Genomic DNA, 22,536 nt, shown 5'->3' on the forward strand with positions numbered 1-22,536 from the left:
AAGAAGAAGACCAAGTAACAAGAACCATTTAAAATGTTTTAAGTAAATGGATTGAAGTAAAACTGCAGCAACGGAATTTTCAATTATCAAATTATCAATTACAGATTAAGCTCTGCTATCTTTGCTGCATGCGCATTTTAATGGTTTGTTTGGGTAATATTTGCAGAAGTCCTTTAGCAGAAGGTATCTTACAGCATCATGCCTGGAAAAACGGTTTGCAGTGGAGCGTAGAAAGTGCAGGAACAGCAGCGTATCATATTGGTGAACCGCCACACCCTTTAAGTATTAAAGTAGCGAAGCTGAATGGCATTGATATCAGTAAACAAAGAGCCCGTCGTTTTGCAAAAGATGATTTTCTGAACTTTGATTTCATTTATGTAATGGACAGCCAGAATTACAATGATGTAAAACGCATCAGCGGTAATTTGTTTGATGCATCAAAAATTGATTTACTGCTGAATGAACTCCACCCCGGGCAAAACAGAAATGTGCCTGACCCATGGTACGGCGAAGAAGATGGCTATCATGAAGTATTTGCAATGATTGATAAAGCCTGTGAACGAATCATTGAGAAACATGAAGTAAGAAGTACGAGGTAAGAACTAAAAAAAACTATTAACTACAAACGATAAACATAAGAATGGCCAAGGTAAATGTATCACTGCCGCAGGGCACCCGGGATTTTGGAGCTGAAGTTGTACGCAAACGCAACTATATTTTCAATACCATCAAATCAGTTTTTGAACTGTATGGTTTTGAACCTTTGGAAACTCCTGCCATGGAAAACTTAGATACATTAATGGGTAAGTATGGTGAAGAAGGCGATAAACTGATTTTTAAAATTCTCAACAATGGTTTAGAGAACCCGGCCAAAGAACAAAACACAAGGGAAGGTTTTGAAAAGATACTGCAGGGAAAAAATACAAATGCTATTACGGAGCGTGCTTTGAAATATGATCTTACCATTCCCTTTGCACGTTATGTGGCTATGAATCATAACAGCCTGGTGATGCCGTTTAAACGTTACCAAATGCAGCCCGTATGGAGAGCCGACCGGCCACAGAAAGGCCGCTACCGTGAGTTCTATCAATGTGATGCCGATGTGGTGGGCAGCAAATCCCTACTCAACGAAGTTGAGCTGGCCAATATCTATGCAACAGTGTTCAGCAAACTGGGTATTGACGTTGAAATAAAAATCAACAGCCGAAAAATACTGGCAGCCCTTGCTGAACTGTGCGGCGGTGCAGATAAGATGACATCTATTACCGTTGCCATTGACAAGCTGGATAAAATCGGTATTGAAAAAGTAAAAGAAGAATTACAGCAGCGTGGTTTGAGTGATGCTCAAATCAACATTATTGAACAATACCTCAACATCAACGGCACCAATGATGAAAAACTTACGGCAATAAAATCACTGCTTGGCGGTAATGAGAATGGTGAAGCAGGTATAATAGAGTTAAGTACTTTGCTTTCTTACTTCGTACCTCTTACATCGCACCTCGTAGTTGACTTCACTCTTGCCCGTGGCCTCAACTATTACACAGGAATCATTTTTGAAGTAAAAGCAAAGAATGTGCAGATGGGCAGTATTGGTGGCGGCGGACGTTATGATGATCTTACCGGTTTATTTGGCGTGCTCAATATTCCCGGTGTAGGTATTTCATTTGGTGTTGACCGGATTTATGATGTAATGGAAGAACTTCAATTATTTCCGGCCAATGTGCATACCGGTACCAAAGTTTTATTCTTTAACCTGGGTGAAGCAGAAAGTAAAAAAGCATTTGAGCTGATGCAACAATTACGCAGCAAAGGTATTGCCGCCGAACTTTTTCACGAACCGGCCAAAATGGATAAACAGTTTAAATACGCTGAAAAAAAGAACATTCCTGCCATCATTATCCTGGGCAGCAGAGAACTGGAATCCGGCACCTTAGTGATTAAGCAATTAGCCAGCGGTGAGCAGCAAACCTTGAATTGGGAAGAGTTAACAAACTTTTTCGCATGATTTTTTGTTGAAGAATCGATTTTACCCGGACGTTAAATATTTCATCCTTACCCGGTTTCAGCATCTTTTTTTCTTCTTTGGAACGGTGAGGTCTGTATGTTTTGCCAAAGAGTGCTTACATTAGATGGATGATTTTTTCATAAGTCTTACCCAAGCCCTTTATGATCTTAAAGACATAAAAACAACGTATTTCCCTGTTGTACAAATCATCGAAACCTGTTAATCAGTGTATATGAAAAGAAATCTATTTTTATCAGCAACTATTTTGCTAATCGGCACCGGTATTTATTTCCTGGTAAAGCAGCCCTCAGCAGTTAAACATCAAAACAAACTCTCCTTACAGGAATCATTCCGCCTGGATGTGGAGGAAAACGAAGCAGAAGCTGGCGATAAAAGATGGGAGTATGAATGGAAGATGCTGCATGATCCTGCTACCGGAAAAATTCCGGATGGTATTTATGAAAAGGAACTGGAACTGCTCAAGTCCATTCAACTCAAACAAAGCAGTGCTGCCTTCCGCACTACAGTAAACAACACTTATATTGATGCAGGCCCCACGCAAAACGGTGGCAGAACCCGTGCTGTTGCATTTGACAGACGTAATAACCAGGTTCTTATTGCAGCAGGTATTTCAGGAGGTATTTTCCGCTCTACCAATGGTGGCAATAGCTGGAGTTTTGTACATCCTGTAAATACTAACCGTAAAGTCTCCTGCCTGGCACAGGACCCACGCCCGGGTTTCCAGGACACCTGGTATGCAGGCACGGGTGAATTATTTGGTGCATCAGCAGCTTATCCCAATGCATTTGTACCGGGAAATGGTGTTCTTAAATCAACGGATAACGGGCAAACATGGACTTTACTTGCCAGTACAGCAGGCGGCTCAGCTACTGCTTTTGATAATTTATTTGATATCGTTTTTAATATCAAAGTTGCGCCGGATGGCGTTGTGTATGCAGCTATTTTGAACCGCATTCTCCGCTCAGCAGATGGAGGCACTTCCTGGACTTCTGTTTTCTTTGAATCCAGTCAGCCATCTGATATTGAAGGCATGGCAACAGATATTGCTATTTCTACCGACGGATCTAAACTGTATGCCGCTCTTTCCGGAAGAAGTAATGATTCAGATACTGCCGGAGTATGGCAATCTACCACCGGTCTTTTAAACTCATGGTCACGTATTGCAGGAGCTTCGTTTGGGGCAGGTTCCGTTCCCGGTTGGAGGACTTATAATAACTCTGTTTCAGGTGGTGCTTATACCGGCGGCTGGGGAAGAACGGTTTTAGCCGTAGCACCCAGCAACGCTAATATTCTGTATGTGATGTATGATAATGCACAGTCTGCTGCCAACTCAGTACCGGAAGCAGATTTGTTCAGGGCCGATTTGAGCGGGCCAACTCCTGTATGGAGTAATCGCTCCGGTAATTTGTTTGCCCCCCGTAACAATGGCAGTGGTAATACTCTAAGTTATATGGAACTTCAAGGCGGTTATAACATGTTACTGGCAGTACATCCCACTAATCCCAATTTCGTTCTGGCAGGTGGTGTAAATCTTTACGCCTCTTCTAATGGGTTTTCATTGGCAACCGCAACATTTATTGGTGGTTTACAATCAAGTGCAACATACCAGGATAATGATGGTGCAAGTCATGTGGATTTTCATGGATTTGCATTTGACCCGTCAAATGCAAACAGGGTTGTAGTTGCAAGTGATGGAGGTTTAGCACTCTGTAATAATATCACGGCAAATCCAATATCATGGAATCTTTTTAACAGTCAATACCAAACCTTTCAGTATTATCATGTAGCTATTGATCCTGCTGCGGGTTCTACCGTTTTTGCGGGGGGTGCACAGGATAATTCAACTTCTTACAGGGATGCAAAAGGATTACTGTCCACTCCACTGCCGGATCAAAATGACCATTATATTCTTATTGGTGGTGATGGTGGCAGTACAGCTTTATCAGCCAGCACTTCTACTTCACAATATGTATATGGTAGTATTCAGGAAGGAATAGTAGCCAGATTTTTTGTGAACGGAGCGAGTACAGCGCCTCCTGTTAGGATTGATCCTAACACCGCTTCATCCAGTGAGTTTATCACTTACTTCCATTTAGACCCGGAGAATACAAACGTTATGTACTATGCTGATGGAAGTTCTTTGTACCGAACAACCGTTGCTACAATTGTAACGCCTAATGCAGGCTGGGATTTAATGACCGGCGTATCTAATAATCTCAATGGAAGCATTTTTGCGTTTACCACTACAAGAGGAAACTATGCAGGCAATAACAGCTACCTGTTTATTGGTACGGATGCCGGTGAAATTTACAGGCTTACCAACCCAAGGGACGCCTTAACATCTGCAACACCGGTGAATATTACACCTTTCGGTTTGAGTGCAGGTGCCCTGGTGCGTGCCATAGCCGTAAATCCCCGCAATGCTGATACTGTGATTGCAGTTGTTTCCAATTATAATGTACCAAGTGTTTACTGGACGGGGAATGCTACAAGCGCTTCCCCCACCTGGCAGGTGATAGAAGGTAATATTTCACTGCCTTCGTTCCGTAGTTGTGCTATAGTTACTACCGCTTCAGGGGTTGAGTATTATGTAGGTACTTCAATCGGTTTGTTCAGTACAACAGTTATCAACGGTAATGCTACTAACTGGACTTTAGAAGGAAGTAATCCCATGAGTGGTGCTATTATTTCAGATCTTAAACTGAGAATTGCAGATAATACATTGCTGGTGGGCACGCATGGTAACGGTATGTTTTATGCTAATATCGGCAATGTTGCTACTTCCACGCCGGATTATATCGTTAATAACAAAGCCTTTATCCGATCCGTAAATCAAACAGTTACCAGTTCCAGTGTGTATTTCCAAACGGGCAATGCGACAGGTATCAAAAAAATATATGTTGCTGTACGAAATATGCAGGGACAGATGGTGTGGAGGAAAGATATGCCGTACAGTCCCGGACAGGTTGAAGTAAGTCACCTGGCCGCCGGTGCTTATATTCTTGAAATCATCAGCGATGACCGGAAGTACAAACATGTACAAAAATTTGTGAAACAATAAACGGTAATCAACCAATTGAAAAGCGGAACCGTCAATTCAAACGAAATGAAAAAGTATAATTTTATTCTACTTCTGGTTTTGTTGGGCGGTTCTGCTTTTATTATGCAGAAAAAGTTTCCTGCCAAATCCTTTTACGCAGCCCGGCAGGAACTCAAACAGGGGAAGAACGATCTCAACAAACCCAAATCTTCACCCGGGTACAATTATTTTGTGTTTGTGGAAGCCTGGCCCGGTGAAGAAATCAGTATAAAAAAAGTGTGGCTCAATGGAACAGAAGTAGTGTTTACAGCAGAAACAGTTACCACACCGTTTTTGATGGAGAAGTCGTTGCAATTGCTTGTTAACAAACCTTCTTACGATACCTTGATTGCTGCAACGGACAATGTTGTTCAGCAGATACAAATCAAAAACACAATTGCTGAAAGCAGCAGTACTATTCCCTCCCGGTTCAGGAATTTTGAACTGCTGGTACAATACATGGCGTCCGGTAAAGAGTATTATCTCGGCTCGAAAAAAATAAAAAACATATCGCCTCTTTCAAGAAAATGAAAATATTAATTAGGCTTTAAAGTATTAATATAAAAATTTATTAACCCTTTAAAATAATATAAATAAGCCTTCTATGTCTAAAAATCAAAATTAATAACTTACTTTATGTTTACTTATCAATTTAATATTTAAAATAAGCCAACTTTAACCAATGAACTACAGCCCAAAGTATTAGCATAATTAATTACTAATTCATATTCATATGATGTATTAGGATCTAAACCTGACAACTGAATTCCTCCATAAAAACCATTATTTATTTCAAACCAATTAGTTGCTCCAATAGGTCGAAATTTAAAATTACAATTTGCTGGTATTATTGTGTTTGGCCAAATACAAAATATATCTATACTAGCCTCAGTGTAAACAATTGCTGTTGTTGAGGTGGATGGGATACGAGAAACACCACCAACAGCAGGCAAAGCACAATAATTGAGAACTGCTGGAATTAAACTTGTATTTAAATCAAGTAATCCATTATATAGAAATTGACCCCTAAATTTAGTTATCGATGAATATTCTAACTCACTGAAAAGGAAATACACGTCAAACGTATACACTTTTTTTGCAAAGCCATTATCACATATCAATTGTTGATTTACAGGAACAATTAGATAAGGAGATTTCAGTTCTAAGATAAAATCAAAATATTCAGGATAAAAGCCTCCGCTACCAAGAGAACAAATTTTTAATGTGTTTTCGATTACAATCCATCGAAATTTTAATAAGAAATTCCTATTGGGGCAATCTCCATCATAATAAGATCTTTCGGTAAGAAAGACAGACTGGCTGTGTTGAGTACTTTGCTTACCGGTAATACCATTAGCATAATTTACTGCTTTAACAAGAGAATCAATTATGTATCGTGATTTTGTTTCAACGGATACTTTGTCCATTTTAAACGAACTATAAGTGTTAGCTACTTCGGGTTTGATTTCAGCTTTATTTAAGCTAGCCCACTCAATTTTTGGATTTAAATGTGTTTGATTCTTATTGCATGAAAACAAAAAAGCTAACAAAATAAGATAAAGGTATTGCTTCATATTGTTAATTTAATATATTTCGATAATATTATTAAATATACAAATATTAAAGATAATGACAAGAAATATTCTAGTGGTAATAAATTATCGACAGAATTTATAAATTCCAATTTGCTAATTAAATAACCTCTAGAATAACTAAACTATTTCATAAATAACAGCAGCACCTTGTCCTACCCCAATACACATGGTGGCAAGACCGTATTTACTTTTTCTCCTTTTCATTTCATAAAGCAGTGTTGTGGAAATACGAACACCGCTGCAACCCAATGGATGACCAATGGCAATAGCACCACCATTTACATTTACTTTTTGCAGATCCAGGCCGAGGTCGTGAATACAGGCTATGCTTTGCGATGCAAACGCTTCATTGAGCTCGATCAGATCCAAATCAGCCACCGTTAATCCGGCACGTTGCAATGCTTTTTTGGTGGCAGGCACGGGACCAACACCCATGATGGATGGATCAACACCCGCTACTGCCATTGATTTGATTTGTGCAACCGGATTCAAATTGTATTTCTTAACGGCTTCCTCACTTGCCAGCAACATGGCGGCTGCACCATCATTAATACCACTGGAGTTACCGGCTGTTACTGTTCCTTCTTTGATGAAGGCAGGTTTTAATTTGGAAAGCTGTTCAATAGAAGTAGTACGTGGCGGTTCATCTTCTGTTACCAGGTTGGTTTGCTTTCCCGCAGCAGCTTCAATGGATATGATTTCTTCCTGCCATTTACCGGCAGCTTTGGCCGCTGCATACTTCTGCTGACTTTCCAAAGCAAACTCATCCTGCGCATGGCGGGAGATATTCCATTGTTTGGCCACATTCTCTGCCGTTTCGCCCATGCTATAAGGATGATAGAGTTCACTCAATCGAGAGTTGATAAAACGCCAGCCGAGAGTAGTATCATAGAATTCTGTCTTTCTCCCAAAAGCTTCTGTTTGCTTCGGCATAACAAAAGGAGCACGGCTCATACTTTCTACTCCACCGGCAATATAAAGTTCTCCATCACCATGACTGATAGCTCTTGATGCATCCATAATTGCCTGCAATCCGCTGGCACATAAACGGTTTACGGTGGTGCCGGCAACAGTTACCGGCAAACCGGCCAGCAAGGCAGCCATACGGGCTACATTACGATTGTCTTCACCACTTTGATTGGCTGCACCTGCAATGACATCTTCTATTGCATTTACATCGATGGATGCATTGCGTTGAATCAATGCTTTGATGACATGCGCCAACAAATCATCTGGTCTTACAGTAGCTAAAGCACCCCCATATTTACCGATGGGTGTGCGGATGGAATCAATGATGTAAACAGGTTTCATATGTGCAAGTAAATTGCTCAAAAGTAAAGAACTAAGGCCAATCAACTGAGGGTTCGTACATTTGTATTTATGAAAGTAGCGAACGAGCGAAACATCCGCCACTTAAGTCTTGAAGAAATCACGGATTACTTCGAAAGCATTGGCGAGCAGAAATTCAGGGCAAAACAGGTGTATGAATGGCTCTGGCAGAAACATGCACACAGTTTTGCGGATATGACCAACCTCAGCAAAGGTCTCCGTCAAAAACTGGGCGAAACATTTACACTTCCTGCCTTAACGGTAGATGCAACACAATACTCCTCTGATGGAACGGTGAAAAGCCGTTTCCGTACTCATGAAGGTCATTTGGTGGAAGGTGTTTTGATTCCAACTGATGAACGCAAAACAGCTTGTGTATCTTCTCAAATCGGTTGCTCCCTCAGTTGTAAATTTTGTGCTACCGGTTATATTGATCGTAAACGGAATCTTACCTACGATGAAATTTATGATGAAGTAGTATTGATCAATCAGCAAAGTGAAAGGGTGTATGAAAAGAAACTCACTAACATTGTGTTCATGGGTATGGGTGAGCCCTTGCTCAACTATAAAAATGTTTTGAAAGCAGTTGAAAAAATCACTTCACCGGATGGTTTGGGCATGAGCCCCAGGCGCATTACTGTTTCCACTGCCGGTGTGGCCAAACAAATTAAACAGTTGGGTGATGATGAGGTACGTTTTAAACTGGCACTTTCACTGCATGCAGCCAATGATGAAAAACGTCATGAGATCATGCCCATCAATGATACTAACAACATCAAAACATTGATTGAAGCACTCAATTATTTTTATAAGAAAACAGGCAATGAAATTACGTTTGAATACATCCTGTTCAAAGATTTTAATGATTCATTGAAAGATGCAGATGATCTGATCAAAATTTACCGGCAGGTTCCTGCAGATCTCATCAACATCATAGAATACAATCCTATTGACTTTGCCAAGTTTCAGAAACCCGATGAAAAAGTAACGGATGATTTTATGCGTTACCTGGAACGTAACAAAGTAAATGCAAGACTGCGCCGCAGCAGAGGTAAAGATATTGATGCAGCCTGCGGACAATTAGCGAATAAAGAAGTTCTCAGTTCTTAGTTTTGAGTTTTTAAGATTTTGAATTAAACTTATACAACTAAGAAGTATTTTATAATCCTGTTGCAAAAACAGCAAACCCCAAACAAATGGCAAAAACTAATTTTCAGAAATTCTACGGCGGTAAATCCAACGCTCAAATCAAGGAAGAAATACGACAGGAAAAAAAGAAAGAGCGTGCAGAACGCAAAGCGTATTTCGAAAAGAAAAAGGAAGAAGCTAAAACCTTTAAACCTCAGGGAACCAAACAAGGTTTTCAAAAACCGGCAACCGGCCATCTTCAACCGGGCACTTCTTCCAAACCCGTAACCTTTAAAAAAGAAGAAACGGGTGGTGCCATGCCCCTCAATAAATTCCTGGCACATTGTGGGGTGTGCAGTCGCAGAGATGCAGTAGCATTGATAAAAGAAGAAAAAGTAAAAGTAAACGGTGCCGTTATTACTGAGCCCGGTCATAAAGTAACCGATAAAGATGAAGTGAAGTTTAACGGCAAGCGCATTTATGTGCAAAAAGAACTTGTTTACATCCTGCTGAACAAACCTAAAGATTACATCACCACATCGGAAGATCCACAGGGGCGCAAAACCATTATGGATCTGATGAAAGGAGTTGCCACGCAACGTATTTATCCGGTTGGCCGCCTGGACAGAAACACCACCGGTGTATTGTTGTTAACCAATGATGGCGAACTCACACAGAAGTTATCACATCCCAGTTACCAGGTAAAGAAAGTGTATGAAGTAACACTTGATAAACCATTAGAGAAAGCAGATTTTGAACAATTGCTTAAAGGCGTGGTACTGGAAGATGGCTTTATTGCACCGGATGCGCTTGGATATGCAGACCCGAAGAATAAAAAAGTTGTAGGTATTGAAATTCACAGCGGCCGCAACCGTATTGTACGTCGTATGTTTGAATTTTTAGGATATGATGTAAAAGGGTTGGACCGAGTACTGTTTGCCAATCTCACCAAGAAAAATGTAGACAGGGGTAAATGGCGCTTTTTAAATGAGAAAGAAGTACGGCTGCTCAAATTCCTGAACAAATCATTTGTAAGAAAGAAAGAAGAAAAACAAGGCAAGAACAGAGATGAAGAATAAGATTGACATCATTGCTGAAACCGAACATTGGATTGCGTTGAACAAACCTTCCGGTTTATTATCCATACCGGACCGGGAGCAGAGCGAACCTTCCTTGAAAGATTTCCTGAATGAGAAATATGGCAAAGTATATATCATTCACCGTTTGGATAAAGCTACCAGCGGATTAATTCTGTTTGCCAAAGATGAAGACACGCATAAATTTCTTTCCAAACAGTTTGAAGAACGCAGTGTTGAAAAATTATACCTCGGCCTGGTGAATGGTACACTCATGAGTAAAGAAGGCAGTGTGGATGCACCGATTATGGAACATCCGGGTAAAACATCTTACTATATCACACATCAAAAAGGAAAACCCTCCTTAACAGATTATCAACTGCTGCAGGAGTTTGGACACTATTCATGGCTGCAGTTTCAAATTCATACAGGACGTACGCACCAGATACGTGTACATATGAAGCACATCGGCCATCCCATTGTATGTGATGAATTGTATGGAAGCCCGGCACCTGTTTTACTTTCTTCCATCAAGAGAAAAAAGTTTAAACTTTCAAAAGCTGATGAAGAAGAGCGTCCGCTGTTAAACCGTTTGGCCCTTCATGCCTGGAAGCTTTCTTTTACGGATGTTGCTGGTTCAAAAAAAGAACTGGAAGCTCCGCTTTCAAAAGACCTGCGTGCTTTATTGCAGCAATTTGAAAAATGGATAAAATAAAAGCCGCTTCTTTTGGAGAAGCGGCTGCAATCATAATCAATAGTCCGATACTTATTTATCGGGCTGTGGTGTATAACGAAGATAGGGTTTTACCACTTTAACACCTTTCGGAAATTTTGCAATAGCATCTTCCGTACTTACTGCCGGCACTACAATAACATCTTCCCCTTCTTTCCAATCTGCAGGTGTGGCTACACTGTAATTTGCAGTTAATTGCAAAGAGTCAATCACCCGTAACACTTCATAAAAATTTCTTCCTGTTGATGCAGGATAGGTAATCATAAGTTTTACTTTTTTATCCGGGCCGATAATAAATAAAGAACGTACGGTGAATGTTTCAGATGCATTCGGATGAATCATTCCGTAAAGATTAGCTACCGTTTTATCAGGATCAGCAATAATGGGAAAATCAACGGTTACATGCTGTGTTTCATTGATATCATTGATCCATCCTTTGTGTTTATCCAGAGGATCTACACTTAATGCCAGTACTTTTACATTCCGTTTATCAAACTCAGTTTTTAATAAAGCAGTTTTACCAAGTTCCGTTGTACATACAGGTGTATAATCTGCAGGATGCGAAAACAAAACGCCCCAGCTGTTGCCCAGGTATTCATAAAAATCAATAGCCCCTTCTGATGTTGTGGCCTGAAAGTTGGGCGCAACATCGCCTAATCGTAAACTCATAGTAAAAGATTTAAAGTGAAAGAATAACTAAGATAATAATTTCCTACCAATTAAGTAGGCTTTTCACTAATTCTTCAAACCGGTACGTTTATGAAGTTTCATCCAAACCTTCCGGCGCTTCTCTCCGCCCGGCAATACGGGCCTTGGTAATCAAATCTTTTCCGAAACGGTCTTTTACATCATCAATCGCTTTGTATAACTCATTTTTCCTCGATACATCCTGAAACAGGTTGGTTTGTGAAGCTTCATCTGTTAATTCGCTGAGACGAACGCCCAGCAAACGAACAGGTTGTCCTTTTCGGTACAACTGGTGAAACAGTGTTTTTGCATTAAACATCAGCTCATCATCATAACAGGTATAGGGAATACTTGCCTGCCGTTGTTGTGTTTCAAAACTTGGATAACGGATTTTTACTGCTACACATCCTGCCATTTTATTCTCCTGCCGAAGCTCATGTGCAATTTTTTCTGTGAGCCGAACGATCTCCGCTTCAAGTTCTTCAACGGAGGAAATATTTTCATGGAACGTATTTTCGCTTGAAATAGATTTTGATTCATGATAAGCATTTACGGTGCTGAAGCTGATACCATGACCACGGTTCCATAAATCCCTGCCATGTTTACCCAGTTGCTGTTCCAGCATTACAGGGTTTGCATTTTGTAAGTCACCAATGGTTTCAATACCTAAATCCAGTAAGGTGTGAAACGCATGTTCCCCTACGCCGGGAATTTTATTCACCCGCAAAGGCGCCAGGAATTCTTTTTCCTTTCCAAACGGAACAACAATGTAGTTGTTGGGTTTAGCAAGATCGGTTGCAATTTTTGCTACCAGTTTGTTAGAGGCGATAGCAAATGAAATGGGTAGTTTGGTCGCATTGATAATTTCCTGTCGAAGATCCACCGTCCATTGTACCGGATCAAAAAAACGATCCATACCCGTAAGATCAATATAAAACTCATCAATGCTGGCTTTTTCAAACAAAGGAGCTTTTGCAGCAATGATTTCAGTAACCCAGCGGGAGTAACGACTGTAATCACCACGGGTGCCCTGCAATACTATAGCATGCGGACAAAGCTTCATCGCCTGTGCCATAGGCATTCCGCTATGCACACCAAACACCCTTGTTTCATAACTGCAGGTACTTACAACGCCACGCTCCTTTGTTCCGCCAACAATCACAGGTTTACTGTTGAGTGAAGGATCATTCAACCGCTCTACCGATACAAAAAATGTATCCAGATCAAAATGGGCTATTATGCGTTGTTGTGACAAGATGGTAAAGTTAGGCTAAGAGCGAAAAGAAGAAAACAGAAGGAAGTTATAAAACTGTTTTTTATTAATATTGTAGAAAAGTTTTTCTTATGAAATTCAAACTTACCTGCCTGCTTTTTAGTGTTATAGCATTTGTTTCCTGCGAACGCAAACTCAGAGCTCCGGATATGAATGGCAATGGTTCAGCAGGTATCATCGGGAGGTGGAATCTTGTTTCATCAGGCGGAGCTACCTCAACTTCTACTGAAACGGATTTGTTTGGCACTGCCATCAGAGTAGAAAGCAAGCTTACCTTTACATCTTCTAACCCAAAAGGATATTACGATATTACATCAGCACAAATGAAAGCAGTTAACGTCGGGTATGATTACACCGGCGCATTGAATGTTAAGTTTTTTGAGGATAATGTACTTCAGAATGAAATTAACAATCCGATACCACCAACACCCATTGGCCCTTCTAATGAAACAGCTGCTATTAAAATTGTAGGTACAGATTCCATTGCTTTTACAAACACATCCCCCGTTGCTATACAGGGAGCTCCCGGAACTTTTGCAGCACCAACAGGATGTAAATACAAACTGGAAGGAAACAAACTCACGCTTCTTATAAAATTCGCTTCCACTTCAACAACCAATACAGGTGGAACTGTTTCAGTTGACAAAATAGCTGCGGATGCCACTATTGTTTTACAAAAGCAATAATCATTTCAGCTGTCTTACCAGTTGAGCAATCTGAGCAGGTTCTTTCAGGCTCCATTTATTTTTTTCACAAAGCTCTTCTATCCGCTGCCGGTATTGCGGCAATGCAGCCAGTATTGATTTTTTATTGCTGACAGGATGGAAGCTTTTTGATTTTGTAAGGTATAGAAACAGTTCTTCCCGGTAATGATATTCTTTTTCGGAAGGGGCGTTATGTACGTAATTCTCACGGATTTTTTTAATGCAGTATTTGAGAAATTGCACTTCTTCATTTTCTGCTTCCACCTTGTAAAAAACAAGGTCAGTATAATTGCCGTTTAGGGGATAATTGCTCCGGAATAAAAACTGCTGATACTCATTATTGACTTTTTTTGAAAATGAGAACTCAATTACCCTGTCTACAAATTTGTACCTGTTATTATCTTTTTGAAAATAAACAGTGTTATCAGTAAGGTTAAACTGCAACGGCACATGATGTGCTATCCTGTTACCGTTGAATTTTACATACCCTGTATCCCAACTGTCAAACAACAAAGGAGTTCCTGCTATATTATCCGGCTTAATATTACTGATAATATCACCGTTAAACCTGAGAACGGTATTCATTCGCCCATCACCTGAAATATTATTCTGTACAGATTGCGAAAAAGAAACAATCGAAATAACCTTGAACAACAGAAATAATTTTGAACGCATAGCTTTAATTTTTATTTATGTGTCAATAGTAATTCTTATTTGATAGCTTTAACCAACTCAACTATCTGCTCTGCACTTTTCAGGCTCCATTTATTTTTTTCAGAGTTTGAAAAAGTTTTAGCCCAAATACACTTCCAGTAATCCATCCGGTAATTCCACTACCACTTCTTTTTTCTTTTGATGAATGCTGCGGATGGTTTCCTGGTGCAGTGGTATCAATACTTCTTTACCTTTTATTTCCAGCCGGCAAAGAATCTGCAGCGGCTGTTCAATTACTTCATCAATCACACCCAACTCTTCATCGCCATTAAACATTGTAAACCCTATTAATGAAACAGGTGCACTCCTGGCAGCAAACTTTTTAAAATCATCAGCCCGAAGCCATACTTTTTTGGCATTGATTTTTTTGGCTGCTTCTTTGGTTGCAAAGCCTTCTATACCGAGGTAAACTTCTGCTTCATTTTTGATTTTGGAAGAAGTAAGGAAGTAAGGAATGAATTTATCTTTTGCTTCTTCAATGAACAATACTTCAAGACCCTTGAGTGAAGTTTTTTTACCAAGGTTATGCTTTAGTACTACTTCGCCGTTAAGCCCGAACGTACCCACAATCTGACCGATGCTGAAATACTGCTCCATCAAACAAAGATAATTCAGACGATCTACTGTAACCTGTGGCGCATAAAAAATCCCTGCTGATAACAGCAGGGATTTTTATTCGTTTCATTTCATCAGTTGCTTATTCAGCTGCTGGCGCTTCACCACCTTCCTGTCTGCGTGGAGCAGGACGACGGCCGGTGAAACGGCGTGCCATTTTAAACTTGCGTGCCTCATCTCTTTTCTTAGCTTCGGCAGCTTCGTGTTCTGAATGCCAGGCCTGGAATTTCTCCATGGCGGTAGCCTGGTCAAACAAACCAAGGGTTACACCACGTAATAAATGCTTCAGGTACAGTACACCCTTGTTAGAAAGGATCTTGCGAACAGTATCAGTAGGCTGGGCACCTTTGTGCAGCCATTCCAATGCCTTCTGACGGTCAATCTGAATTACCGCAGGTTCTGTTACAGGATTGTAAGTACCGATTTTCTGAATGAATTTTCCATCTCTGGGGGCTCTTGCATCAGCCACTACGATGAAATAGAAGGGTCTCTTCTTAGACCCGTGTCTTTGCAGACGGATTTTAACTGGCATCGTAAATTAAAATTTAAATGCGTGAATAAATAAAGGTTAACTAAGGCGGCAAAAATAAGCCCTGTGGCTCATATATCCAATGGCTTTACAAAAATTTTACGCCTTTTACCTTTTTGATTATCTCTTACCCATACCCGGCATCATCCGGCCCATGGGCATTTTGTTCATCATACTCATCATTTGCTTCATTTGCTCAAACTGCTTCATAAAGGCATTAACATCTGCAATATCCTTACCGGCACCTTTGGCAATCCGCTGGCGGCGGCTGGGGTTGATCACATCCGGGTTTTTGCGTTCATAAGGCGTCATACTGTTGATAATCGCCTCCACACCTTTGAAAGAATCGTCCTTAATATCAACATCCTTAATGGCTTTGCCCATACCGGGAATCATGCCCATCAGGTCTTTGAGGTTACCCATCTTTTTAATCTGCTCGAGCTGGGTCTTAAAGTCTTCAAAGTCAAACTGATTCTTGCGGATTTTTTTCTCCAGCTTTTTGGCCTGTTCCTCGTCAAACTGGGCCTGTGCTTTTTCTACTAATGAAGTGATATCACCCATCCCCAGAATACGCTGGGCCATCCTGTCGGGGTAAAACACATCCAGGGTTTCCATTTTTTCACCACTGCTCACAAACTTGATAGGTTTGTTTACGGTGTATTTAATGGAAAGTGCGGCACCACCCCGGGTGTCACCATCCAGCTTGGTAAGTACAACTCCAGTAAAGTTGAGGCGATCATTAAACGCCTTTGCGGTGTTCACCGCATCCTGTCCCGTCATGCTATCCACCACAAACAGAATTTCGTTGGGTGTAACGGCGTTTTTAATATTCGCCACTTCCGTCATCAGCACTTCATCAATGGCTAAACGACCGGCGGTATCGATAATAACAACATTCTTGTTTTTTGCTTTTGCTTCTTTGATGGCATTTTGAGCGATGGCCACCGCATCTTTATTCTCCCGTTCACTGTACACATCCACCCCTATTTGCCCACCCAGAACAGTTAATTGATCAATGGCCGCAGGGCGATAGATATCTGCTGCCACCAGCAAAGGGCTCTTCCCTTTTTTGGTTTTGAGGTAATTAGCCAGTTTTCCGCTGAAGGTGGTTTTACCACTACCCTGCAAACCGGCGATGAGGATTACAGCAGGTGCTCCTTTAATATCAAACTCAGCTTCGCTTCCACCCATGAGTTCGGTCAGTTCATCCTGCACAATCTTCACCATCTGCTGGCCCGGGTTCACCGCCAGCAATACTTTTTGACCGAGTGCTTTTTCTTTTACAGTATCCGTAAACTCTTTGGCAATTTTAAAATTCACATCCGCATCCACAAGGGCACGACGGATATCCTTTACAGTAGCCGCAATATTGAGTTCCGTAATACGGCCTTCACCTTTTATGTTCTTAAACGCACTTTCTAAACGTTCACTTAAATTCTGAAACATAGTCACACAATTTGGGCAGCAAATGTAAGTAAAGATTAGCAGGTTCAGGATACATGGCAAATGGGCAGTTTGGAATAAAGTCTAACACAACGGTTATTGATTCCAATAGAACATGCTACGCCTTATCTTTGAAACATGTTCAATCAACGGAAAATAATTGTGGTGCTCCCGGCTTACAATGCTGCTAAAACGCTGGAAGCTACGTACCATGAAATACCGTTTGATATTGCGGATGAAGTGATTCTTGTGGACGATGCCAGCCATGATGAAACAGTAAGCAAGGCAAAAGCGCTGGGCATACAGCATATTATCCGTCATGAGCAGAACAAAGGCTATGGCGGCAATCAAAAGACATGTTACACAAAGGCACTGGAGCTGGGAGCAGATATCATCATTATGCTGCATCCGGATTATCAATATACACCCAAACTCATACACGCTATGGTGAGTATGATTGGTAATGATGTGTATGATGTGGTGCTGGGCAGCCGAATTTTGAGTAAAGGCGCCCTGCTGGGAGGAATGCCATTGTATAAATATTTCTTCAACCGTGTGCTTACATTCATCCAGAATATTTTTTTAAACCAGAAGCTATCAGAGTACCACACCGGTTACCGTTCTTTTTCAAAAGAAATATTACAGCAAATTAAATTCAATGATTGCAGTGATGATTTTGTGTTTGACAATGAAATGCTGAGCCAGATCATTTACAAAAACTTTAGAGTGGGCGAAGTTTCCTGCCCCACCCTTTACACCAAAGAAAGCAGCAGCATCAATTTCAGCAGAAGTATTATTTATGGTTTGGGCTGTTTGCGTGTGTCGCTTATTTATCGCTTAAGCAAATGGGGATTGTACAAAAGCAAACTGTATTGAATTTTTCAAAAAGCATTTGTAGCTTAGCGCTGTGAAAAAACTGCTCTCCCTATTTTTTCTATGCCTGTTCTTCGTATTTCAATACGGAAAAATATTGGATTACATGGAGTGCAGTATTGCCGCCGCTGTACAATTAAAACCTGATTGCGGGTGTGATGATAAACTCGTAGCAGCAACAGAAGATGCAGCCAGTTCAACACCTGTACATCAACATCATCTCAAAAATTATACAGAAGAATTTTTTCATATAGGGAACTCAACTGCTGCACCCGCTCAACCGGTTATACATTTACTATACGCCCCTGTACCGGAGCAGCAGGTTATTAAAAGAGCTAATTCTGTTTTTCAACCGCCCCGTATCTGATCGCCCCTTTTCTTTTATTACTGTAATTCAACGTTACAAAAAAAGTTGATACCTGTTACGTTTATGCATGCAGACACAGCATGTATTCAAATGTAACTATTGATTCATCATTTAAAATTATTCAAAATGAAATATATTTTTCTTTTGAGCATACCTGTATTTATGAGTGTGCTCGCCTTTTCACAGCAACCGATCAATCAACTTACAAAAGATGAAAACGGCAATGATATGCTTCTTGGCTGCTGCACCCGTGAAGCCTTAAATCGTGAACCATTTGCTGCCTGGTTCAATACTAATTATTTCAATTACAAAGTAGACACATCACTTATTGCATCATTAAAACAAAACATGCAGCGTAAACAGTTCCTCTTGTTTATGGGCACCTGGTGCGGCGACAGTAAGCGGGAAGTACCACGTATCTTAAAAGTACTGGACTATTGCGGTGTGCGTGATGAACAGGTAAAAATTGTAATGGTAAGTAATGCAGAGAGTATGTACAAGCAAAGCCCCGCACATGAAGAAAAGGGGCTGAATATTCTACGTGTACCTACGCTCATAGTGTATGAAAACAATACAGAAATAAACCGCCTTATTGAATACCCGGTAGAGTCACTTGAAAAAGACCTGCTTAAAATACTCAGCAGGCAACTGTATAAACCGAATTATGCAAAGGCTCAGCCACTTACACCAGTTTTAAATGAAGTGAAGTAAAAAAGAAACGCCCCGACAAATCGGGGCGTTTCTTTTATTGAGTAGAGTTTTTTATCCAAGATATCCTTTTAAAAGTTTACAACGAGTATTTGTCTTGAGTTTGCTGATGGCTTTGTCTTTGATTTGCCGTACACGCTCACGGGTGAGGTTAAAACGTTCGCCGATATCTTCCAGGCTCATGGGATGATCTACCCCGATGCCGAAGAAATAACGGATCACTTCCTGCTGACGCTCTGTTAAGGTTTGCAAGGAACGGTCAATCTCTGTTTTGAGCGATTGTTTATGATCCAGCTCTTCATCTGTACTTTCAGCATTGGGATTGTGCAATACATCAATCAATGTATTTTCTTCTCCTTCTGCCAGTGGAGAATCCATACTCACATGCCGTGCAGAAATGCCAAGTGTAGCAGCTACTTCTTCCGTTTCAAGATCCAGGATTTCTGCCAGCTCTTCTGCTGAGGGTTCCCGCTCATATTCCTGTTCTAATTGTGAGAATGCTTTATTAATGCGGTTGGTTAATCCCACTTTATTCAACGGCAAACGAACAATTCTTGATTGCTCTGCCAATGCCTGCAAAATGCTCTGGCGAATCCACCAAACAGCATAGGAAATAAATTTGAAGCCTCTTGTTTCATCAAAACGCTGGGCAGCCTTAATAAGACCGAGATTGCCTTCATTGATCAGATCAGGCAGGGAAAGGCCCTGGTTTTGATACTGCTTGGCTACTGAAACAACAAAGCGGAGATTGGCCTTGGTAAGACGGTCGAGGGCACGCTGATCGCCCTGCTTGATTTTTTCGGCAAGTTTTACCTCTTCTTCAGGGGTAATCAATTCCACCTTACCGATCTCCTGCAGATACTTTTCAAGACTCTGCGACTCACGGTTTGTGATGGACTTGGTGATTTTGAGTTGGCGCATGCTCATAAGCAAATTGGTTTTAGGTTTTGGTGTTTAACATTCCGGCACAAGTCCTTTCAATAAACTTTAAACGGGGATAAACAGGTATTATTTTGTCATCTCCCGCTCAAAATTCCGAACCTAATTTAACCTATCTATTAAGTTTTACCAAAAAAACTTTCAAAACGCCTTGTAGCACAAGCATTTAGAGCGGTTTTTGTTTAAATATCAACAAACCCCCATTCAACAAAAAAGAAAGGGGTAAAAATTTTGTGGACTGCATTATTTTTTTATTATTGCATATCCACAACTATTAATATGTGGAAACGACGCATTAATGAGTAAAAAAGCTTTATACACACTTGAGTTTCCTGTGAAATGTTCACCTTCCATCCTGTACGAGTTCCTTATCAGTCCTTCTGCTATGCAGGAGTGGTTTGCCGATAAAGTGGATGAACGAGACGGTATTTATGTATTCAGCTGGAATGGTTCTGAAGAAAGAGCAGAGTTACTGGAAACAGAAGAAAACCGTTTTGTAAAATACCGCTGGCTCCATGGACCCAAGGATGAGTATTTTGAATTTCGCATTGAAAAAACAGAAATCTCCAATCAAACCATACTGGTGGTAAAAGATTTTGCTGAAAAGAAAGACATCAAAGACCAGAGCCAGTTATGGGAATACCAGGTGAAAGATCTGTTTCATCGTTTGGGTAATTAACTTTTTATAAGTCGGAGATATAACTCAAACTGTTTGTTGAGTGTATCAGCAGCATCATTCCATTGCTGTAAAGGACAAATGCCGCTGATCTTTATGAGATCTTCCTGCACAATTCTGTTTTTATCTGCTGTTGTTACCGGCCGCATGCTTTCGTCTACATCATGATTCCATTCCTCATCGGATGTATTGATATAAAAACCCTGCAGTTCACCGTTACTGATTGCTTTTTCAACAGTTCCTGCATATTGATTGAGATAGCTCCCTTTTAAATGCAGGGTGCAACTAAAATAATGCCCCCACCAGAAAAAAGTACGGATGGCCAATACATCTTCCTTTCCAAAACATCTCGGATAATCCAGCATTACATAAGGTAATCCCTTGTATTGTTCCCCCCTTGAAATTTTAGGAGGCACCTGCAGCAGCTCCTCAGGAACAGCAAGTTTATTTGCCATAGTTACATAAGAAGCACTTAAAATTCCAAAAAGGTGATACACTTTTTCAATGATACCGTTCTTTGTTAAAATCCAACCCGGATCGGTTACCAGTTGCAACTCAACAGCTGAAAGACTTACATTTGCCTGCTCCTGCATCGGAAATTGATTGATGTGATTAAGAAGTTAGACAAACTTATTATAAAAGCTTTTATCGGACCGTTCCTGGCAACGTTCTTTATTGCCGTTTTCATCCTTGTAGTACAATTCTTCTGGTTGTACATTGATGAATTCGTGGGCAAGGGTGTTGATAATATGACGCTTTTAAAGTTTATCATCTATGTAAGTGCTACCATTGTACCGCTGGCTTTGCCCTTAGGTATCCTGCTTTCTTCCATCATGACTTTTGGTAACCTGGGCGAAAGTTTTGAACTGGTAGCCATAAAGAGCGCCGGTATTCCGCTCATTCGTTTTATGCGGCCCTTGTTTGTAGTATCCGGCCTGCTGGCGATGGTGGCTTTTTTGTTTGCCAATTACATGATACCGGTGGCTGAGTTAAAGATGCGTACACTGCTCTATGATATCCGTGTGGCCAAACCGGCCTTTGATATCAAAGAAGGTGTGTTTTATAATAAACTCGATGGTTATACCATCAAGATCGGCAGTAAGGAAAAAGATTCCATCATCCGTAATGTGGTGATTTATGAACACAGCTATATGCTGCAGGATAATATTATTCTTGCCGAAGAAGGCACCATGAAAGTATCGCCGGATCAACGCTTTCTTTATTTTAACCTGCGCAACGGATGGCGCTACCAGGAAAAAGGTATACCCGGCACTATTGAAACGGATTATTACAGGCTCGGTTTTAAAGAATATAAAAAAGTATTTGACCTCAGCTCCTTTAAGCTGAATAAAACAGCCGATTCCACTTTCAAGAATTATTATAAAATGCTGAGTCTGCAGCAGCTTACCCGTGTGGTGGACTCCCTGCAAAAAGTAACGGACTCTGTCAGGTTTCGTGGCTACCGTGAAATCAATCCCGTTGTTCCGTTTTATTATCCTGACAGTGTGTTTAAAAAGAAAGATACGCTTAAGCTGAGCTTTACCAATGTGAATCAACTGGTAGGTGACAGTGTAAGAAATGTAATCTTCTCTTCTGTATTAAGCAAAGCCACTTCGTTTAAAAATCAATTGGATTTTATTGCTTACGATAACGCTGAACAGAAAAAGCAGTTACGCCTGCACGACCTGGAACGACACCGCAAGTTTGCCCTTTCATTAGCTTGTGTGGTTTTATTTTTAATAGGAGCTCCTTTAGGTTCCATCATCCGCAAAGGCGGTATCGGTTTACCATTGGTGATTTCCGTACTGTTTTTTATTGTGTTTCATATTACCAATACCAGTGGTGAAAAGATGGTGAAGGAAGGTGTGGTACTTCCGTTTACGGGTATGTGGCTGAGTACGATGATTCTTGTACCGATCGGAAGTTTTCTTACTTACAAAGCCATGCAGGATTCACAATTGTTTAATGCTGAGTTTTATTACCGCATCCTGCGCAAGCTCAAACTGCACCGCCTGCTGCGTGAAAAACCAAGAACCTGA

Annotated in this window: 22 protein-coding genes and 1 pseudogene; 13 read left to right on the plus strand and 10 right to left on the minus strand. The window is 40.7% G+C overall.

What is annotated here, in order from left to right; genetic code table 11:
* Nucleotides 1-128 precede the first annotated feature (128 nt).
* The 4 genes from PDL71_RS16190 to PDL71_RS16205 all read left to right on the plus strand — a co-directional run bounded on the left by PDL71_RS16190 (nucleotide 129) and on the right by PDL71_RS16205 (nucleotide 5,639).
* Nucleotides 129-599 (plus strand): low molecular weight protein-tyrosine-phosphatase, encoded by a 471-nt coding sequence (locus PDL71_RS16190; protein ID WP_407522948.1) that lies wholly within the window; start codon nucleotides 129-131, stop codon nucleotides 597-599.
* 41 nt (nucleotides 600-640) lie between these two features.
* Nucleotides 641-2,008 (plus strand): histidine--tRNA ligase, encoded by a 1,368-nt coding sequence (gene hisS, locus PDL71_RS16195; RefSeq protein WP_407522950.1) that lies wholly within the window; start codon nucleotides 641-643, stop codon nucleotides 2,006-2,008.
* A gap of 232 nt (nucleotides 2,009-2,240) precedes the next feature.
* On the plus strand, nucleotides 2,241-5,090 hold the full coding sequence (locus PDL71_RS16200) for a T9SS type A sorting domain-containing protein (protein ID WP_407522952.1): 2,850 nt from the start codon (nucleotides 2,241-2,243) through the stop codon (nucleotides 5,088-5,090).
* Between the two features lie 45 nt (nucleotides 5,091-5,135).
* A complete protein-coding gene (locus PDL71_RS16205) occupies nucleotides 5,136-5,639 on the plus strand; it encodes a hypothetical protein (protein ID WP_407522954.1) in 504 nt (167 codons plus the stop codon).
* A 128-nt stretch (nucleotides 5,640-5,767) separates the two neighbouring features.
* Here PDL71_RS16205 and PDL71_RS16210 read toward each other — a convergent pair whose 3' ends face one another.
* Nucleotides 5,768-6,682, minus strand: coding sequence for a hypothetical protein (locus PDL71_RS16210; protein ID WP_407522956.1), 915 nt, complete (start codon nucleotides 6,680-6,682; stop codon nucleotides 5,768-5,770).
* Nucleotides 6,683-6,820: 138 nt separating this feature from the next.
* Nucleotides 6,821-8,014, minus strand: a complete 1,194-nt coding sequence (locus PDL71_RS16215; protein ID WP_407522958.1) for a thiolase family protein — start codon at nucleotides 8,012-8,014, stop codon at nucleotides 6,821-6,823.
* A 69-nt stretch (nucleotides 8,015-8,083) separates the two neighbouring features.
* On the opposite strand from PDL71_RS16215, the gene rlmN reads away from it, so the two are divergent.
* The 3 genes from rlmN (at nucleotide 8,084) to PDL71_RS16230 (ending at nucleotide 10,951) form a co-directional block, all read left to right on the plus strand.
* Nucleotides 8,084-9,142, plus strand: coding sequence for a 23S rRNA (adenine(2503)-C(2))-methyltransferase RlmN (rlmN, locus tag PDL71_RS16220; protein WP_407522960.1), 1,059 nt, complete (start codon nucleotides 8,084-8,086; stop codon nucleotides 9,140-9,142).
* Nucleotides 9,143-9,228: 86 nt separating this feature from the next.
* Complete coding sequence (locus PDL71_RS16225; protein ID WP_407522961.1) at nucleotides 9,229-10,239, plus strand: pseudouridine synthase; 1,011 nt, start codon at nucleotides 9,229-9,231, stop codon at nucleotides 10,237-10,239.
* Nucleotides 10,229-10,951: an RluA family pseudouridine synthase gene (locus PDL71_RS16230; protein ID WP_407522963.1), complete on the plus strand. Its 723-nt coding sequence runs from the start codon at nucleotides 10,229-10,231 to the stop codon at nucleotides 10,949-10,951. The genes PDL71_RS16225 and PDL71_RS16230 overlap by 11 nt, the downstream gene beginning before the upstream one ends.
* A 51-nt stretch (nucleotides 10,952-11,002) precedes the next feature.
* Here the strand turns inward: PDL71_RS16230 and PDL71_RS16235 are convergent, their stop codons facing one another.
* Both PDL71_RS16235 and dinB read right to left on the minus strand, forming a co-directional pair.
* Entirely contained in the window at nucleotides 11,003-11,638 is a 636-nt protein-coding gene (locus PDL71_RS16235) for a peroxiredoxin (RefSeq protein WP_407522964.1), read from the minus strand.
* Nucleotides 11,639-11,726: 88 nt separating this feature from the next.
* On the minus strand, nucleotides 11,727-12,911 hold the full coding sequence (dinB, locus tag PDL71_RS16240; RefSeq protein WP_407522966.1) for a DNA polymerase IV: 1,185 nt from the start codon (nucleotides 12,909-12,911) through the stop codon (nucleotides 11,727-11,729).
* An 89-nt stretch (nucleotides 12,912-13,000) separates the two neighbouring features.
* Between dinB and PDL71_RS16245 the strand changes: the two genes are divergently transcribed.
* Nucleotides 13,001-13,615 carry a hypothetical protein gene (locus PDL71_RS16245; RefSeq protein WP_407522968.1) on the plus strand — a complete coding sequence of 205 codons (615 nt, stop codon included), beginning with the start codon at nucleotides 13,001-13,003 and terminating at the stop codon, nucleotides 13,613-13,615.
* Here the strand turns inward: PDL71_RS16245 and PDL71_RS16250 are convergent, their stop codons facing one another.
* From PDL71_RS16250 to ffh, 4 genes and pseudogenes are all read right to left on the minus strand, one after another.
* Nucleotides 13,616-14,308 carry a hypothetical protein gene (locus tag PDL71_RS16250; RefSeq protein ID WP_407522970.1) on the minus strand — a complete coding sequence of 231 codons (693 nt, stop codon included), beginning with the start codon at nucleotides 14,306-14,308 and terminating at the stop codon, nucleotides 13,616-13,618.
* Nucleotides 14,309-14,425: 117 nt separating this feature from the next.
* Entirely contained in the window at nucleotides 14,426-14,944 is a 519-nt protein-coding gene (gene rimM / locus PDL71_RS16255) for a ribosome maturation factor RimM (RefSeq protein WP_407522972.1), read from the minus strand.
* Between the two features lie 298 nt (nucleotides 14,945-15,242).
* Nucleotides 15,243-15,494 (minus strand): annotated as a pseudogene (gene rpsP / locus PDL71_RS16260) (30S ribosomal protein S16); the annotation flags it as partial.
* Between the two features lie 117 nt (nucleotides 15,495-15,611).
* Nucleotides 15,612-16,937 carry a signal recognition particle protein gene (gene ffh, locus PDL71_RS16265; RefSeq protein WP_407522974.1) on the minus strand — a complete coding sequence of 442 codons (1,326 nt, stop codon included), beginning with the start codon at nucleotides 16,935-16,937 and terminating at the stop codon, nucleotides 15,612-15,614.
* Nucleotides 16,938-17,072: 135 nt separating this feature from the next.
* Here ffh and PDL71_RS16270 point away from each other — a divergent pair, with 135 nt between their 5' ends.
* The 3 genes from PDL71_RS16270 to PDL71_RS16280 all read left to right on the plus strand — a co-directional run bounded on the left by PDL71_RS16270 (nucleotide 17,073) and on the right by PDL71_RS16280 (nucleotide 18,885).
* The gene (locus tag PDL71_RS16270; protein ID WP_407522976.1) at nucleotides 17,073-17,810 is read left to right on the plus strand and encodes a glycosyltransferase family 2 protein; all 738 of its coding nucleotides are present in this window, start codon (nucleotides 17,073-17,075) and stop codon (nucleotides 17,808-17,810) included.
* A 103-nt stretch (nucleotides 17,811-17,913) separates the two neighbouring features.
* Nucleotides 17,914-18,174, plus strand: a complete 261-nt coding sequence (locus tag PDL71_RS16275; protein WP_407522978.1) for a hypothetical protein — start codon at nucleotides 17,914-17,916, stop codon at nucleotides 18,172-18,174.
* Nucleotides 18,175-18,300: 126 nt separating this feature from the next.
* The gene (locus tag PDL71_RS16280; RefSeq protein ID WP_407522980.1) at nucleotides 18,301-18,885 is read left to right on the plus strand and encodes a thioredoxin family protein; all 585 of its coding nucleotides are present in this window, start codon (nucleotides 18,301-18,303) and stop codon (nucleotides 18,883-18,885) included.
* A gap of 51 nt (nucleotides 18,886-18,936) precedes the next feature.
* Here PDL71_RS16280 and PDL71_RS16285 read toward each other — a convergent pair whose 3' ends face one another.
* The gene (locus PDL71_RS16285; protein ID WP_407522982.1) at nucleotides 18,937-19,803 is read right to left on the minus strand and encodes an RNA polymerase sigma factor RpoD/SigA; all 867 of its coding nucleotides are present in this window, start codon (nucleotides 19,801-19,803) and stop codon (nucleotides 18,937-18,939) included.
* A gap of 316 nt (nucleotides 19,804-20,119) precedes the next feature.
* On the opposite strand from PDL71_RS16285, the gene PDL71_RS16290 reads away from it, so the two are divergent.
* Nucleotides 20,120-20,500: an START-like domain-containing protein gene (locus tag PDL71_RS16290; RefSeq protein ID WP_407522984.1), complete on the plus strand. Its 381-nt coding sequence runs from the start codon at nucleotides 20,120-20,122 to the stop codon at nucleotides 20,498-20,500.
* On the opposite strand, the gene PDL71_RS16295 is transcribed toward PDL71_RS16290, so the two are convergent.
* Nucleotides 20,497-21,090 (minus strand): hypothetical protein, encoded by a 594-nt coding sequence (locus tag PDL71_RS16295; RefSeq protein WP_407522986.1) that lies wholly within the window; start codon nucleotides 21,088-21,090, stop codon nucleotides 20,497-20,499. The genes PDL71_RS16290 and PDL71_RS16295 overlap by 4 nt on opposite strands.
* Nucleotides 21,091-21,105: 15 nt before the next feature.
* Here PDL71_RS16295 and PDL71_RS16300 point away from each other — a divergent pair, with 15 nt between their 5' ends.
* Nucleotides 21,106-22,536 carry an LptF/LptG family permease gene (locus PDL71_RS16300; protein WP_407522988.1) on the plus strand — a complete coding sequence of 477 codons (1,431 nt, stop codon included), beginning with the start codon at nucleotides 21,106-21,108 and terminating at the stop codon, nucleotides 22,534-22,536.

The sequence above is a fragment of the Lacibacter sp. MH-610 genome (genome assembly GCF_045780045.1).
Taxonomy (GTDB): Bacteria; Bacteroidota; Bacteroidia; order Chitinophagales; family Chitinophagaceae; genus Lacibacter.